Genomic DNA, 14,984 nt, shown 5'->3' on the forward strand with positions numbered 1-14,984 from the left:
GGCAATAAGAAAATTCTTATGCTAATGGCGTTATTTGCCTTCGCGCCATAAGGCGGTGAGTTCCGACGGCGCCAGCTCTTCCGGAATCAAAAATTCTTGTTCAATATGATGTGTGTTTTCTGCGGGAGAAAAATAGATATGAATCCGGTAATAAAATTGATCGCCGCGTCCGGGGGAATCCGGTTTTCCGGGTTCGCGCGCCAGCGGCAACGCGCTGCGGATAGCGGCGCAAATGCGTTGCCGCTCAGACTCCGGCAGGTTGGCGAGGGCGAAACGCCGTAGTCCGGCCAGCTTGGGGATCCAGGCGATACCGCCTTCACGCGCCAGCTCTACGACGGCATCGTCATTAAGTTCAGGTAATGTCTTCATTTACAGGCTTCCCGGAGCGGATACCACCCCCACTTTTTCCCAGGATTGCTTGACGATATCGGCCACTGACTGGTCGAAACGCTGCTCGGCGTGCTTCACGGTATAGCGTGAAAACACTTCGAAATCGGCGTTCTGCGGCAGGGATTTATCACTCAGGGTGTCATACCATATCCAGCCCGCTTTTTCCCAGGAGTAGCCGCCCAGCGCGGTTGCGGCCAGATAGAATGCGCGGTTCGGTATACCGGAGTTCAGGTGCACGCCGCCGTTGTCTTCACGGGTGTTAATGTAATTGTCCATATGCGAGGGCTGCGGGTCCGTGCCCAGCAGCAGATCGTCATACGCGGTTCCCGGATTCGACATCGAGCGCAGGCCGGTGCCGTGGATCCCTTCGGCCAGCAGCTCGGCGCCAATCGTCCAGTCCGCCTGCTCTGCGGTTTGCCCAAGGTGGAACTGTTTCACCATTGAACCAAAAACGTCGGACAGCGATTCGTTCAAGGCGCCGGACTGTCTGAAATAGATGAGATCCGCCTCATTTTCTATCACGCCGTGCGTCAGTTCGTGCGCCACGATATCAATGGCGATGGTGAAACGATTGAATATCTTGCCGTCACCGTCGCCAAAGACCATTTGTTGCCCGTTCCAGAACGCATTCTGATAATCCTGACCGTAATGTACCGTGCCTGACAGCGTCAGCCCCTGATTATCCAGAGAGTTGCGCTGGAAAGTCCGCCAGAAGAAATCATAGGTAACGCCCAGGTAGTCATAGGCCTCATCGGCGGCGATATCGCCGTTGCTGTCTTGTCCTTCCGCGCGCACCAGCTTGCCGGGCAACTGCTGCTGGTTTTCCGCATCGTGAATTTCGCGGTGTACCTGACCGGGAGAAGCCAACGGATGGGGTTGCGGCCTGGGGTGAGTGCTTACCATCAGAGACTGGACGTGCATCAAGGTCTGTTGGGCGCAGTGGCGCTGGGCCTCTGAACCATTGGCGATAATGCGGTGCAGGATGTAGGGCGGGATGACGCTGTGAACCGGTCTGGACTTCATACCTCTATCTCCTTGAAAAAGGTGGTGTTCGGCAATTCAGACGTACAGCTACATCGCTAAGTATAGTCCGGAAGCCGATGCTATGTTCGGCGTTTTTTGGCTATTGATGCGGTTCTCTTTTCCGGCACCAGCGCGGTGACCTGACTTTCGACCCAGCCATCCTGCAGGCGGGTTTTCAAGGTTTCGCCTGACGCGGTTTGGGCCACCTTTTTCAGCACCTTCCCATCCGAGGTGGTGGTCACGTTATAGCCCCGCGCCAGCGTCGCCAGCGGGCTGACCCCTTCCAGGTGCGAACAGGCGGCTCCCAGTCTCTGCTTATACTGGCCGAGCTGACGTTCAAGGGCGTGTTGCAACTGATAATGCAACTGTTGCAGACGTTGCTGCGCGCGGTGGATTTTCGGCTGCGGCTGTTGCTGAGCCAGCCGTTGCTGGAGATGCTCGCTGCGGCGCGACAGCCGTTTGAGCTGCTGCTGCATCCCCTCATCCAACCGCTGACGCAGCCTGACTAATTGGGTCTGCTGACGCGCCAGCCGCAGCTGCGGATGCTGCTGCTGCAAACGGTGGTGCAGGCGGGTAAACTCGCGGCTGCGCTGGGCGAGATAATAATCCATCGCCATTTCCAGCCGCTGGCGCTGGGACTGTATCTGACGCAGCAGTTCGAGCTGATTGCGGCTGACCAGTTCCGCCGCCGCTGACGGCGTGGGGGCGCGCAAATCGCCGACAAAATCGGCGATGGTGACATCGGTTTCATGGCCGACCGCGCTGACGATGGCAATGCGGCTGGCAAAAATCGCCCGCGCCACCCGTTCGTCGTTGAAACTCCATAAATCTTCCAGCGAACCGCCGCCGCGGCCGACAATCAACACGTCGCATTCGTCGCGCCGGTTGGCCAGTTCAATGGCGCGCACAATCTGTAGCGGCGCGTCGTTGCCTTGCACCGCGGTCGGGTAGACCACCACCGGCAGAGAAGGATCGCGCCGCTGCAATACCTGTAAAATATCGTGCAGGGCGGCGCCGCTGGCGGAGGTGATCACCCCGACCCGTCTGGCCGGGCTTGGCAATGCCTGTTTAAATTGCTGATCGAAAAGCCCTTCTGCGGCGAGTTTCTGTTTTAATTGTTCAAACTGTTGCTGCAACAGACCGTCGCCCGCCGGCTGCATGCTTTCCGCCAGCAGCTGATAATCGCCGCGCGGTTCGTACAGCGTAATCGCGGCGCGAATCAGCACCTGCTGACCGTTTTGCGGGCGAAAGGTGACACGGCGGTTGCTGTTGCGGAACATGGCGCAACGCACCTGCGCACGTTCGTCTTTCAGCGTAAAGTACCAGTGACCGGATGACGGCTGAGAAAGGTTGGAGATTTCACCGGAAAGCCAGATTTGACCCATCTCCATTTCCAGCAGTTGTCGAACCGTCTGGTTCAGGCGGCTAACGGTAAAAATCGCGGCGGAAGGAAATTGAGACATTGTGAGCCAGATCAAATTTTAAAACAGTGACTTAATTGATCGATACTACCTGCCTGCAACAGGTAATCAAGCATTTTATCAAAAAAATGCTGGAGGCAACCGGTTACGCTCTGTATAATGCCACGGCAATATTTTATCCGTTCTTCACATCCACCTTGGTGAGATATTGCCCATGTTACGTATCGCTAAAGAAGCACTGACGTTTGACGACGTTCTCCTTGTTCCCGCCCATTCCACCGTTCTGCCCAACACGGCTGATTTAACCACTCAACTGACGAAAACCATTCGCCTGAATATTCCTATGTTGTCCGCCGCGATGGATACCGTAACGGAATCCAATCTGGCGATTGCGCTGGCTCAGGAGGGCGGTCTGGGATTTATTCACAAGAATATGTCCATTGAGCGTCAGGCTGAAGAAGTCAGCCGGGTCAAAAAATATGAAAGCGGCGTGGTGATCGACCCTAAGACCGTTACCCCGACGACGACGCTGCGTCAGGTAAAAGAGCTGACCGAACGTAACGGGTTTGCCGGTTACCCGGTGGTCGCCGAAGGCAATGAGCTGGTCGGTATCATCACCGGCCGTGACGTACGCTTTGTCACCGATTTGGACCTGCCGGTCAGCGCGGTGATGACCCCCAAACCGCGTCTGGTAACGGTAAAAGACGCCGAAGCCCGCGAAGTCGTTCTGCAAAGAATGCATGAAAAACGCGTTGAGAAAGCGCTGGTGGTGGACGACCAGTTTCATCTGCTCGGCATGATCACCGTAAAAGATTTCCAGAAAGCGGAACGTAAACCCAACGCCTGTAAAGACGAACACGGTCGTCTGCGCGTAGGGGCGGCCGTCGGCGCCGGTGACGGCAACGAAGAACGTATTGACGCGCTGGTTGCGGCGGGCGTTGATGTTTTGTTGATCGACTCTTCACACGGCCATTCCGAAGGGGTGTTGCAGCGTATCCGCGATGCCCGCGCCAAATATCCGAACCTGCCGATTATCGGCGGCAACGTGGCGACGGCCGCGGGCGCAAAAGCGCTGGCGGACGCCGGCGTCAGCGCGGTTAAAGTGGGTATCGGCCCCGGCTCTATTTGTACCACCCGTATCGTGACCGGCGTGGGCGTCCCGCAGATCACCGCGATTTCCGACGCGGTCGAAGCGCTGGAAGGCACCGGTATTCCGGTGATTGCCGACGGCGGCATCCGCTTCTCCGGCGATATCGCCAAAGCGATCGCCGCAGGGGCCGCCTGTGTGATGGTGGGCTCGATGCTGGCCGGTACCGAAGAGTCTCCCGGCGAGATCGAACTGTATCAGGGGCGCTCTTTCAAATCCTACCGCGGAATGGGGTCGCTGGGAGCGATGTCCAAAGGCTCTTCCGACCGCTACTTCCAGAGCGACAATGCGGCGGACAAACTGGTGCCGGAAGGTATCGAAGGGCGCGTGGCTTACAAAGGCCGCCTGAAAGAGATCGTCCATCAGCAAATGGGGGGGCTGCGTTCCTGTATGGGCCTGACCGGATGCGGCACGATCGATGCGCTGCGTACCCAGGCTGAGTTTGTGCGCATCAGCGGCGCCGGTATTCAGGAAAGCCATGTCCACGACGTTACCATTACCAAGGAATCGCCGAATTACCGCATGGGTTCATAAGGTGATTTGCAGGCTGATTTAAAGCGTTAAACCCGGTACTATTCGCCGGGTTTAATCATTATTGCTTCAATTCGTATTTTGGAACACGCCTCTTATGACAGAAAACATTCATCAACACCGCATTCTTATTCTGGATTTCGGCTCGCAATATACGCAGCTGGTTGCACGACGCATTCGTGAACTGGGCGTTTATTGCGAACTGTGGGCATGGGATGTCACAGAAGCGCAGATCCGCGAATTTAACCCTAACGGGATAATCCTTTCCGGCGGTCCGGAAAGCACCACCGAGTTTGATAGCCCGCGGGCGCCTGAGTATGTTTTCCAGGCCGGCGTGCCGGTGTTGGGCGTCTGCTACGGTATGCAGACGATGGCGATGCAGTTGGGCGGTCGCGTTGAAGGTTCCAACGAACGTGAGTTCGGCTATGCCCAGGTTGAAGTGAAAAGCGACAGCGCGCTGGTGCGCGACATTCAGGATGAGATAAGCGCGGAGGGCGCGCCGCTGCTGGATGTATGGATGAGCCACGGGGATAAAGTGACGTCCATCCCCGCTGATTTTGTCACGATAGCCAGCACCGATACCTGCCCGTTCGCCATTATGGCCAACGAAGAGAAGCATTTTTACGGCGTACAGTTCCACCCGGAAGTGACGCACACCCGTCAGGGGCAGCGTCTGCTGGAACGTTTTGTGCGCGATATCTGCCAGTGCGAGGCGTTGTGGACGCCCGCCAAGATTATTGACGACGCGGTGGCGCGTATTCGTCAGCAGGTGGGGGACGATCATGTGATCCTCGGCCTGTCCGGCGGGGTCGACTCCTCGGTCACGGCGATGCTGCTGCACCGCGCCATTGGTAAACGCCTCACCTGCGTATTCGTGGATAACGGCTTGCTGCGTCTGAACGAAGCCGATCAGGTACTGGAGATGTTTGGCGACCATTTCGGCCTGAATATTGTGCATGTGCCGGCAGAGGAGCGTTTCCTGAGCGCGCTGGCCGGGATTGACGACCCGGAAGTGAAGCGTAAAACCATCGGCCGCGTATTTGTCGAAGTGTTTGACGAAGAAGCCTGCAAGCAGGATCTGGTCAAGTGGCTGGCGCAGGGTACCATCTACCCGGACGTTATCGAATCCGCCGCGTCGGCAACCGGCAAGGCGCACGTCATCAAATCGCACCATAACGTCGGCGGCTTGCCGAAAGAGATGAAGCTGGGCCTGGTGGAACCGCTGAAAGAGCTGTTCAAGGATGAGGTACGCAAAATCGGCCTGGAGCTGGGTCTGCCGTACAATATGCTGTTCCGCCACCCGTTCCCGGGGCCGGGGCTGGGCGTACGCGTGCTGGGCGAAGTGAAGAAAGAGTACTGCGATCTGCTGCGCCGCGCGGACGCGATCTTTATTGAAGAACTGCACAAAGCCGAACTGTACGACAAAGTGAGTCAGGCCTTTACCGTCTTTCTGCCGGTGCGCTCCGTCGGCGTAATGGGCGACGGCCGCAAGTACGACTGGGTAGTGGCGCTGCGCGCGGTGGAAACCATCGACTTTATGACCGCCCACTGGGCGCACCTGCCGTACGAATTCCTCGGCCGCGTATCCAACCGCATCATCAACGAAGTGGACGGCATCTCCCGCGTGGTTTACGACGTATCCGGCAAGCCGCCGGCGACGATTGAGTGGGAATAAGTGGTTAGCATCCACTGAGTTCCAGTAACGTCTAAAATCGCCAGTAAAATCATAGGATTTACTGGCGATTTTTGTTTTCTAAGAGCTAACGACTTCCACTTTGTTTCAGCCATTTTTACCGTGAAAAATAACGGTAAAAATTTTCTGTCTGTGATCTATAGTGTGTTTTTACCGTGGGTGTTTACGGTAAAACAGAATAGGCAGAGGGGGACGATATGTTGGCGGAAACTAAGCTCAAGGCGTTAAAGCCCAAAGACAAACTCTACAAGGTGGCCGACCGTGACGGCCTGTATGTTACCGTCGCTAAATCTGGTTTGATCACCTTTCGTTTTGACTACCAGATCAACGGTCGTCGTGAAACGCTAACGATCGGCAAGTATCCCATCGTTTCGTTGGCGTCGGCGCGTGATAAGCTGCTGGATGCGAAGAAATTGCTGGCGCAGGGTGTTTCGCCCGCTACAGAGAAGCAACGCCAGAAGCAGCAGGCCAAATCCATCTATTTCGGCGACTGGCTGACGCGCTGGTTTGACGATGCCAACTACAAAGACAGTACGCGCCGCATGATACAGGGCATCATCAAACGCGACGTTGCGCCAAAGTTCGGCAAAAAGCTATTAAGCGAGATCACGCCCGATATACTGCGCAACCACTGCGATAAAGTGAAAAATCGTGGAGCGGCGGCATCAGCGGTAAAAGCGCGCGATATCGTCGGCAGCGTATTTACCTACGCCAAAGCGCGTGGCGTGAAATGCGACAACCCGGCGGAACATGTTCCGCCGTCTACGATCGCCAGCTTTGTTCCGCGGGACAGGGCGCTATCCAAAAAAGAGATCGGCTTGTTTTTTAATACGTTAAAAAATGCGCAAACCTCCCATGCGTTAAAAGTCGCTCTCAAGATCATTATGCTGACGCTGGTCAGAAAAAACTCCATCGTTAATGCCACATGGGATGAGATCGATTTTGTGAATGCCGAATGGACCATACCGGCGGAGAAAATGAAAGCCAGCCGCTGTGGCGCGGGTCGTCCGCACGTGGTCTATCTCTCCCGGCAGGTGCTGGATCTGTTTATGCAGTTACATATTCTGGCTGCGGGTTCACCGTTTGTACTGCCGAGTTTCGGGCAGTCTCAACACGGCACCATTGCGTTAAGCTCACTCAACCGTGCAGCGAATCACGCTATTCAACTGGCACAAAAGCAAGGGCTACCGCTAGGAGATTTCACCATCCACGATATGCGCCGCACCGCCTCCACACATCTGCATGAAGCCGGGTATAACTCGGACTGGATTGAAAAAGCCCTTGCCCACGAACAGCGCGGCATTAGGGCGGTTTACAACAAGGCGGAATACGCCGAACAACGCCGGAAGATGTTGCAGGATTGGGCGGATATGGTTGATGGGTGGATTGGGGATGTAGGCTAAATAGCTTCGCATAATAGCGCTACACTTGCCCTGCAAATTGAGTGGCAAGGATATTATGATTAAATCATAATTAGCTGTTTTTAAATATTATTTTAATGCTATTGTCATCAGTTACGCGCTGTAGCATGGTCAACAGTGCAGCATCAATGCGCGAAGCTATTTAGAATGAATCTGTTAGCTAATATAATTCGATGGAAAATAGATTAAGGAAAAATTTTATTACTTTGAGTTGAAAATTATGTCAGTTTTTGATTATTTTTATTTCCCCAATCACATCATTCTGTGTAATTAGAGGGATTTCTGGTTTTACTGGAGATAATGTAGATACTGATTTTGCCATTTTTCCTAACGATTGCATACACGAATACGCATATTCAAGAGAGTCTTTTGTATTATCTACATCATCTATAATATTTTGAAAACGAGCGAAATTCAATTCTGGATCATCAAAATAACGCCCTGATGACCGTTCTGTTTTCAATTCAGTAGGATTATTTGGTAGAGGAAGTTTTATGCCAGGTAACTTTTCACCATGGGGAAGATTAAACAGTCTGGTAACCGCACATAGGGTACGCCCAGCTGTTGCTAGTGGAGCAGTATGTACAACTAAATCTCTATAAGAACCTAGTTCAAAAAGCCATTGCCCAGGTTTGGCCGAAATTAATATTTCTTTTCCTACAATATTTTTGGGGGGAGAGATTTTCCAACGCTTAAGAAGACCACTTAATGTAGTAACTTTATTAACCTTGCCATTTATTACCTCGCTAAGCATTACTTCCGAATAGAATTCAGCTAAATAATCTCTTAAAACACAAGCATCGACCAAGAAAGATTGAAGACTTAAGTAAGCTAGAGACGTGTACTCGTCAAAAAAACGTTGGTTATCCTTAAATGTATCAGAATTAATTCGGCTTTTTAGTTGATCTGCATAGGATTCTGATAGCTGTCTAAGTCTCCATTCACATGCGCGAAGTTGATGTGATATTCTCGATGCTATGTCGCAGAGTAATCCATTTTTTTGCTTAAAAGCCGAATGAGCTATAAAAGACCAGTTATCACCTTCTTCTGCACATAGCCAGATTGGGTTATTTTTATTTTTTGTTCTCCATTGAGGAGGAGTGTAACCGTTGGTTGACTCGGGTGTAGTGAAAAAATCACAACCTATGACATAAAGACCAGATTTGTTTATATCATGGAATAAGTGGTGGTAATCTTTGAGATGTATTTTTAATATTTTTTTGCTAATTGTTAATGGGTGAATCTCTACTTCAGAACTAATTCCATTAAAAGCTCTTCCACCGCCAAGAAGATGAACTTCACGTACTACAGGCTGCCAATTCATATTTGATTACCTATCGGATTATCATAAAAAATCAAATAAATCTTTTAAATTAATCCCCAATCCATCAGCAATAACCCCGATCACTTCCAGCGTCGGATTTCTAACGCCTCGCTCAATCCCACTGATATAAGTGCGATCCAAACCGCACTTATCGGCGAAGGCTTCTTGGGAGAGTCCGGCCTGTAAGCGAAGTGTTTTTACGCGTTGTCCAAAACGGATGGTGATGTTTTTTGCATTTTCCATGCAGATAAGCATTATCTCTCGTTGCTTATCAGACCACGGACGATGAGTCACATATGAGGGATTTTGTCGATTTAATCGGTAAGGTTGGAATGTTAGGCAGGATCGTGAAATGCAAACAGCGTGGTTAGATCGGTATGTAACCCAATTGCGATGATGTTGAGCACTTCCAGTGTTGGGTTTCTGATCCCACGTTCAATGCCGCTGATATAAGTACGATCCAGCCCGCACTTTTCCGCAAAGGCTTCCTGAGATAGGCCTGCCTGCAATCTGAGCGCTTTAACACGTTGTCCAAGCAGGACTTTGATCGAGTCGGATGTTTTCATGTGATAAGCATTCCGTTTTGATGCTTATCAGTCCACGGACTATTAGTCACAATCGTTAGTTTTTGTGCTACTATGTGACTAATAGTCAACAATGTAGGAGGGCATATGGAGCAACATGATTGGCATCCGGCGGATATCATTGCGGGTTTAAGGAAGAGGGGAACAACACTGGCGGCGATTTCCAGAGAAGCGGGGCTGGCGTCGTCCACGCTGGCAAATGCGTTGACGCGTCACTGGCCGAAAGGCGAGCGCCTGATCGCCGAGGCGCTAAATAAACTCCCCGAAGAGATCTGGCCGTCGCGCTATCAAAACATCAGACGAAGGCAAAGTGGGGCAGGGGAGTCGGATTGAAAATCAGCTCAGTAGAGGTTTACAAAACCTTACATTTTGCACGAATGGATTCCGGCGCTCCTTAACGGATTTCTATGGAATGGAAATCCGTTAAGGAGCCAACAAGCGTAGTGCGCTAGCCGCTTGATGCGGGAAAGCTGGCGCAGTAAGTTATTGGTGCTTTATCGCTGCGACAAGCAGCATCCCACGTTGCCACGACCTCCAAGGCAACGCACAGGCTAAATCTGTGAGGTCGACACCCAGCCCGCCATCACTGCCATTCAGCGGGCGTTCGCTTCGGCGACGGCAGTTACCTTATCTCAGCGCCTTAGGGCTGCATCCTGTTCGTGATGCTATCGCTTCGCCGCTATCCGTTTATGCGCTGATGCGTGTTCACATTTCTGTCGCCAGTAACTGGCGCAACCGTCCGCGGCCTTTTGCTGCCTCAGCGAATGCTTCCATGAGGCAGCGGCGTCACTTCATACGGCGGAAAGCCGTTGCAAGTGACGCCGCCGTCGATCACTGCGCCAGCCCTTGCGCCACAACGCTTTCCGGCGCGACCTGTCATCTGACGCACATTTGCTGCGCCAATTCTCATCAACCCATTTATCAGAGGAGGACTGAACCGATACCTGAGGCAGGCTTTCAGCCTGAGGGGATTATCCTGCTGATGCAGGCGGCTGCACCGAGTGCATAACCGATATCCCCGTCATACCTCAACCGCTGTCGCTCCGGCGCGCAGGTATTGTTCAGCACGGCACGGGATACCGTGCCGTGAAGCGCCGTGCGCCGGAGAACAGGGGTATACGTCATTTTACAATTGAGTCATAAGATGCAGCCGAATATGTGGAGAAATTTTATGTTCAATGGCGAGCTTCTTCATAAGTAGCTATTGTTGATATTGATATGATTTTACGCAGATTTGACACCGCAATTTCTGTTACAACAACAAGGGGCGTATGAATGTCAGATAAACGTGTTCCTAAATCGCCTGCTGAATATCTTATTGATCAGATTGAAAAAACTCGTCCAGTAGCAAAATTATTGGGAGTATTCGATAAGAATGCTAAAGCGCAGTTTCAGGAGGTAGAAAGACAATTAGAAAACATAAAAAACATGATGATCGATAGGGATCTGTTTGCACAAATTTATAGTCCGCTTGGATGGGTAAATTATGATCGTTTCTCGACAGATATTGTCGCAAAAGTTCTCGATATGAACCTTGAGGATGGGGAAATCGAACTGACAAGCTATCACCTAAATCCAGATAACTTGCGTTTTTTGGGTTACCGGTTTTGTACGCGTCATTTTAATCCGTGGGAAGCAATGTATGAACGGGCTGTAGAGCGAGCGGGAGCAGAGGATTATTTGTCGGCTATCCCACTTGTGTTAAGCATTATTGATGGGATATGCACCACATCAACGGGTAAACATCCGTTTTCTGGTGGTGCTGATACACCTGTTTTTGATAGCCAAACATCAGGCCCCGGAGGTCTATCTGAAGGGCTTGCAATTCTTGGTTCGACTCGACGAAAACTGGATACGGAACTTATCTGTATGCCATTCCGGCATGGTATTGTGCATGGATTAAACCCTAACTACGGCAGTCCCATAGTAGCAGGGAAGGCATTTAATCTCTTATGGGCGACGGTTGATTATTTTGATCGACGTCGTGATGAAGCACAAAGATTAGAAAAAGCTACCGAGGAACAAAAACCTGTTGATCTGCGTGAACTTGGGAAAAGCATGCAACGAAATGCAGAAATTAAGGACGCATTAAATAGGTGGAAAGCCCGGCCTGTCGTTTCGAATATTATCTTGGCCACGTCCGATGATATTGCGAACCTGCCATCAGGTAGTCCAGAGGCTTTTGCCGCTGAATATCTTTCATGGCTGATGACGAAGAATTATGGTGAATTAGCCAAGGGGACAGTCGATTACCCCAATCGTCCTATTGGTTTTCGTGCTGGTCGATTACGCAATGAATTGAAAGGTATTTCGTTAATACATTGGTCTATTACTGGTGTTGAAGATACATCATCCGCTATTAGCCAGGTGACTGTAAAGTTGGAAGGAGCAATAGACGATCATGTGTGGAATACCGAGTGTTTAATGAGGCTTATGTTCGCTGACGAAAGCTATGAGCTTGTTCCTCGTGGGCTATCCGGTGGTGTTTGGTCTGTGATGCCGAATTTCTTGTCTGAACTTTGGTTATTGTCTATAAGAATGAAACAAAATAAAACTTAACTGAAAGATTATTAATTAGGATATCTGTATTGAAGTGATGTTTTTATTTCTTTGTTTTAAATAGGATTTTTTATAACGGTAAAAATGACGGTATTTGTCTGCTTAAAAAATATTTATCCTTATAAATACAATGAATTAACGTATCACGCCATCATCGAGTGGGATCCGCTGAGTTCCGCTAACGTCTAAAATCGCCAGTAAAATCATGGGATTTACTGGCGATTTTTACTTTTGTGAGCCATGGCAATCCATCAAGGTCAGTGCGGAACAGTTACTTGAAAGTCGCGGCCGCCTGCTGGCAAGAGTCGCGGGATGGTTGGACGAACCTTCCAATGCCTTTCTTTTCTCCGTGGAGAACGAGAAGCCTGATTTTGGGATCATCGGATTTCCCCATGCATGCGAGCTGCCAGGCGTACGGCGCAAACTACATAACCTGGCTCAACGTTCCGCAGCCAAGCGTCAGGCCGATCACCAAAAGCTGGAACAAGTGCTGGATCAGATCGCGGATCAGGTTGGGTGAGCTGATGGTTTATAGGCGGTCTGCGTTGCTTTGCCCTGACTTGAGTTTGTATTGCCAGCCGTCGGGGCTGACCGCCAAATCGTCACGTCCAGACCTGTACTTACACTTCAACGCAGCCATTCCATGTTTCAGCGACGCTGATCGAGGCTGCACCGGACTGGTAGGGCTGACAGAACCGGCAGAGATTGTCGGCGTGTCGAGGCAAAATATGCGTAAATTGATGCTGGCCTATCCGGGCAGTTTTCAGGCATCGGTGCACGAAGGCTGCGCATCGATCTGGCATATCGCGGATATCCTGTCCTGATTGCAGAGCAGAGGGAATTACCGATTGGCGCAATATGTGCTGGAAGTGGCGGAGGTAGCGATGCCGGTTAATCTGGCGAAAGAAGCTCGCCGTTTGCCGCCCCTTGCGACCAGAGATTTGGAAGTTTTGGTTGGTTGATACCAACTAGGGCTGTCATTTTTGATGCGAATCTGTCCGTATCGGGCGGGTTTTTTGTAAATGGACATTGGCCTTAATTGCCGTTCTTGCTTAACCTGTGAGCGCAGCTTGTTTGCATGCTTCAACTCATCTTTCTACTTCATCCAGATCCCATACGACGCAGCGTGGTGTCAGATTGAAACGCCGTGGAAATTCCCCACAGTGTTCCATCTCATAGATCGTGGTTTCCGATAACGGCACTATTTGACTCAACTCGTGGTGCCGGATAGTCCGGCGAAAGGGAAGAGGGCTGTGCCGGGGATATTGTGGCAGCGTTTCGTAGGCTTCAGTGCCAGGAAAGGCGATGTGCCGTAGGAATCACGGTTAGTGGCGCTTTTTACCTCGGTCGATCGTGGTGAATTTTTCATCTCCGAAATCTCCAAATTGCTCTGCTGTGCAATATGGGATATGGTGGCTTTTGCTACCTATTGGGGCAGCTTGCTGTGGCGTAGGTTGGCGAAGTGAGTCGAAAAAGAAGAAATAGTGCTTTTATATTTTAATCTGTGCTGGCTCATACCTAATCTGAAAACCCTTGCTATTTTGAGCCCAGTTAGAGGTGATTGTCAGCTCAGTGCCCAGAAGTGGTCATTAAACGTGTAATCAACAAAGAGCTGGCATGGCTTCACACAAACCATGCTGTATACCTGGTTTGTGGCACAGATGAATCATCTGGGCATGCTGTCCGTGTCATCACTAATATCGGCGTTCCGGAAGCTGAACTCGACACTGCATATTGCTAAAGATAGTGCTGTTTGCCTCGCTATCGTTTCCTCGCTGAATACGGGTCTGAAGCGACAGGCAATACTCATCGTGAGCTATGCTGTTGCTGAATGCAAAACCAAGTAATAATCCGGCCATGACAGCGAAGATCACTGAGAGGACTATCATGAAAAAAACCGATAGCCATCTTTTGAGACGAGGAAAAACAGTGCTGACGACATTGACGCGATAAATCTGGCGCACGGTAAGTGCTAGAACGACACCAGTGCCAAAAGCATATACCGGGTTGGCAAATTTAAGCAGTGGCTGCAGTACAAAGCCAATGATCAATGTGCACAAGGCGTACTCATAAAAGACAGCAGTGAAAAACGTTTTATTCCGAGTGACTGCGGATAGTTGTAAATCCGACGGCTCCCATTTTATCTTTCGTTCGAAATACTGTTTTAAAAGCATGAACCTACCATTCACCCTGGCCCACGTGCGACTGCATAAGCTCATTTTGCTTCTCCCTGTTGATATCAACTGCTCCCGGTACAGTAACCGGCACACTTGAATATTTCGGTCATAAAACAGAGATTCTTTACAGGATCGACAACATTATTTTGTAATGTGGGAAGTACTTATGCCAGATACATAGGTATCTGAAGAATACATGGTAACGCCCTCCTTGTTTAAGGATAGCGTTGCATCGACCAGTTGAACTCACAGCTCATAACTGACCGAGATCCTTCCTGAGGACGGCTTAGTGGAATACCTGGCTCGTTGTTGCGATGTTAAATCACTCAACAGTTACTCCGTAGTCATCGATGACCTGCATTAAAACCACTCTTGGTGTGTCTTTTGTGCTAATTCTGAAGTTACTTTTCAGCAGCTGCAAGATCATCGCTGTGGAGAGTTCGTTACCAAGGTATGAGACTGTTAATTTTTTCCCCATGTTTTCGCGGGTAATCTTCGACAATCTCTCCCCACAGCTATCAGTAAAATGAAATCCTAAGTTATCCGAGCCTGTTTCGTCCTGTCTGGCATAGTGAATAGACTTTATGCACGACGAATCGAATATGTGTTTTTGTGCTCCAACCGAAAATGCGAATTCCCCTTTTTCTGCATACGACGTAAATGGTATAAGCACAGACAACAACAATAAGCAGATCTTAATATGCATTTTACTCT

The 14,984-nt window shown here is 50.6% G+C and carries 15 protein-coding genes; 6 read left to right on the plus strand and 9 right to left on the minus strand.

Annotation, left to right across the window (positions count from 1 at the left end):
* Nucleotides 1-30 precede the first annotated feature (30 nt).
* From DDT56_RS02170 to xseA, 3 genes are all read right to left on the minus strand, one after another.
* Nucleotides 31-369, minus strand: a complete 339-nt coding sequence (locus DDT56_RS02170; RefSeq protein ID WP_136164884.1) for a protealysin inhibitor emfourin — start codon at nucleotides 367-369, stop codon at nucleotides 31-33.
* Nucleotides 370-1,413, minus strand: coding sequence for a M4 family metallopeptidase (locus tag DDT56_RS02175; protein ID WP_136164885.1), 1,044 nt, complete (start codon nucleotides 1,411-1,413; stop codon nucleotides 370-372). It abuts the gene before it with no gap.
* An 80-nt stretch (nucleotides 1,414-1,493) separates the two neighbouring features.
* On the minus strand, nucleotides 1,494-2,876 hold the full coding sequence (gene xseA, locus DDT56_RS02180) for an exodeoxyribonuclease VII large subunit (protein WP_136164886.1): 1,383 nt from the start codon (nucleotides 2,874-2,876) through the stop codon (nucleotides 1,494-1,496).
* Between the two features lie 172 nt (nucleotides 2,877-3,048).
* Here xseA and guaB point away from each other — a divergent pair, with 172 nt between their 5' ends.
* The 3 genes from guaB (at nucleotide 3,049) to DDT56_RS02195 (ending at nucleotide 7,608) form a co-directional block, all read left to right on the plus strand.
* Nucleotides 3,049-4,515 (plus strand): IMP dehydrogenase, encoded by a 1,467-nt coding sequence (guaB, locus tag DDT56_RS02185; RefSeq protein WP_136164887.1) that lies wholly within the window; start codon nucleotides 3,049-3,051, stop codon nucleotides 4,513-4,515.
* 94 nt (nucleotides 4,516-4,609) lie between these two features.
* Nucleotides 4,610-6,187 (plus strand): glutamine-hydrolyzing GMP synthase, encoded by a 1,578-nt coding sequence (gene guaA, locus DDT56_RS02190; RefSeq protein ID WP_136164888.1) that lies wholly within the window; start codon nucleotides 4,610-4,612, stop codon nucleotides 6,185-6,187.
* A gap of 215 nt (nucleotides 6,188-6,402) precedes the next feature.
* Nucleotides 6,403-7,608, plus strand: a complete 1,206-nt coding sequence (locus DDT56_RS02195) for a tyrosine-type recombinase/integrase (RefSeq protein WP_136164889.1) — start codon at nucleotides 6,403-6,405, stop codon at nucleotides 7,606-7,608.
* Between the two features lie 241 nt (nucleotides 7,609-7,849).
* Here DDT56_RS02195 and DDT56_RS02200 read toward each other — a convergent pair whose 3' ends face one another.
* The 3 genes from DDT56_RS02200 to DDT56_RS02210 all read right to left on the minus strand — a co-directional run bounded on the left by DDT56_RS02200 (nucleotide 7,850) and on the right by DDT56_RS02210 (nucleotide 9,516).
* The gene (locus tag DDT56_RS02200; protein WP_136164890.1) at nucleotides 7,850-8,950 is read right to left on the minus strand and encodes a hypothetical protein; all 1,101 of its coding nucleotides are present in this window, start codon (nucleotides 8,948-8,950) and stop codon (nucleotides 7,850-7,852) included.
* A 21-nt stretch (nucleotides 8,951-8,971) separates the two neighbouring features.
* Nucleotides 8,972-9,193, minus strand: a complete 222-nt coding sequence (locus DDT56_RS02205; RefSeq protein WP_136164891.1) for a helix-turn-helix domain-containing protein — start codon at nucleotides 9,191-9,193, stop codon at nucleotides 8,972-8,974.
* A 92-nt stretch (nucleotides 9,194-9,285) separates the two neighbouring features.
* Nucleotides 9,286-9,516, minus strand: a complete 231-nt coding sequence (locus tag DDT56_RS02210; protein WP_025919135.1) for a helix-turn-helix domain-containing protein — start codon at nucleotides 9,514-9,516, stop codon at nucleotides 9,286-9,288.
* Between the two features lie 105 nt (nucleotides 9,517-9,621).
* Between DDT56_RS02210 and DDT56_RS02215 the strand changes: the two genes are divergently transcribed.
* The 3 genes from DDT56_RS02215 (at nucleotide 9,622) to DDT56_RS02225 (ending at nucleotide 12,613) form a co-directional block, all read left to right on the plus strand.
* On the plus strand, nucleotides 9,622-9,867 hold the full coding sequence (locus DDT56_RS02215; protein WP_095847624.1) for a helix-turn-helix domain-containing protein: 246 nt from the start codon (nucleotides 9,622-9,624) through the stop codon (nucleotides 9,865-9,867).
* Nucleotides 9,868-10,809: 942 nt separating this feature from the next.
* Nucleotides 10,810-12,093: a hypothetical protein gene (locus tag DDT56_RS02220; protein WP_136164892.1), complete on the plus strand. Its 1,284-nt coding sequence runs from the start codon at nucleotides 10,810-10,812 to the stop codon at nucleotides 12,091-12,093.
* 205 nt (nucleotides 12,094-12,298) lie between these two features.
* On the plus strand, nucleotides 12,299-12,613 hold the full coding sequence (locus tag DDT56_RS02225) for a hypothetical protein (protein WP_246856701.1): 315 nt from the start codon (nucleotides 12,299-12,301) through the stop codon (nucleotides 12,611-12,613).
* Between the two features lie 568 nt (nucleotides 12,614-13,181).
* On the opposite strand, the gene DDT56_RS25135 is transcribed toward DDT56_RS02225, so the two are convergent.
* From DDT56_RS25135 to DDT56_RS02245, 3 genes are all read right to left on the minus strand, one after another.
* Nucleotides 13,182-13,400, minus strand: coding sequence for a helix-turn-helix transcriptional regulator (locus DDT56_RS25135; RefSeq protein ID WP_210416965.1), 219 nt, complete (start codon nucleotides 13,398-13,400; stop codon nucleotides 13,182-13,184).
* Between the two features lie 387 nt (nucleotides 13,401-13,787).
* A complete protein-coding gene (locus DDT56_RS02240) occupies nucleotides 13,788-14,267 on the minus strand; it encodes a hypothetical protein (protein WP_136164893.1) in 480 nt (159 codons plus the stop codon).
* A gap of 325 nt (nucleotides 14,268-14,592) precedes the next feature.
* Nucleotides 14,593-14,976, minus strand: a complete 384-nt coding sequence (locus DDT56_RS02245) for a SecDF P1 head subdomain-containing protein (protein WP_136164894.1) — start codon at nucleotides 14,974-14,976, stop codon at nucleotides 14,593-14,595.
* Nucleotides 14,977-14,984 lie beyond the last annotated feature (8 nt).

The organism is Brenneria corticis (assembly GCF_003115855.1).
In the GTDB taxonomy this organism is placed as follows: domain Bacteria; phylum Pseudomonadota; class Gammaproteobacteria; order Enterobacterales; family Enterobacteriaceae; genus Brenneria; species Brenneria corticis.

Coding starts and splice junctions, on each gene's coding strand:
- guaB (WP_136164887.1), top strand. CDS start 3,049: ATGTTACGTATCGCTAAAGAAGCACTGACGTTTGACGACGTTCTCCTT.
- DDT56_RS02220 (WP_136164892.1), top strand. CDS start 10,810: ATGTCAGATAAACGTGTTCCTAAATCGCCTGCTGAATATCTTATTGAT.
- DDT56_RS02210 (WP_025919135.1), bottom strand. CDS start 9,516: ATGAAAACATCCGACTCGATCAAAGTCCTGCTTGGACAACGTGTTAAA.
- DDT56_RS02215 (WP_095847624.1), top strand. CDS start 9,622: ATGGAGCAACATGATTGGCATCCGGCGGATATCATTGCGGGTTTAAGG.
- DDT56_RS02170 (WP_136164884.1), bottom strand. CDS start 369: ATGAAGACATTACCTGAACTTAATGACGATGCCGTCGTAGAGCTGGCG.
- DDT56_RS02195 (WP_136164889.1), top strand. CDS start 6,403: ATGTTGGCGGAAACTAAGCTCAAGGCGTTAAAGCCCAAAGACAAACTC.
- DDT56_RS02175 (WP_136164885.1), bottom strand. CDS start 1,413: ATGAAGTCCAGACCGGTTCACAGCGTCATCCCGCCCTACATCCTGCAC.
- DDT56_RS02225 (WP_246856701.1), top strand. CDS start 12,299: ATGGGATTTACTGGCGATTTTTACTTTTGTGAGCCATGGCAATCCATC.
- DDT56_RS02200 (WP_136164890.1), bottom strand. CDS start 8,950: ATGAATTGGCAGCCTGTAGTACGTGAAGTTCATCTTCTTGGCGGTGGA.
- DDT56_RS02245 (WP_136164894.1), bottom strand. CDS start 14,976: ATGCATATTAAGATCTGCTTATTGTTGTTGTCTGTGCTTATACCATTT.
- guaA (WP_136164888.1), top strand. CDS start 4,610: ATGACAGAAAACATTCATCAACACCGCATTCTTATTCTGGATTTCGGC.
- DDT56_RS02205 (WP_136164891.1), bottom strand. CDS start 9,193: ATGGAAAATGCAAAAAACATCACCATCCGTTTTGGACAACGCGTAAAA.
- DDT56_RS02240 (WP_136164893.1), bottom strand. CDS start 14,267: ATGCTTTTAAAACAGTATTTCGAACGAAAGATAAAATGGGAGCCGTCG.
- xseA (WP_136164886.1), bottom strand. CDS start 2,876: ATGTCTCAATTTCCTTCCGCCGCGATTTTTACCGTTAGCCGCCTGAAC.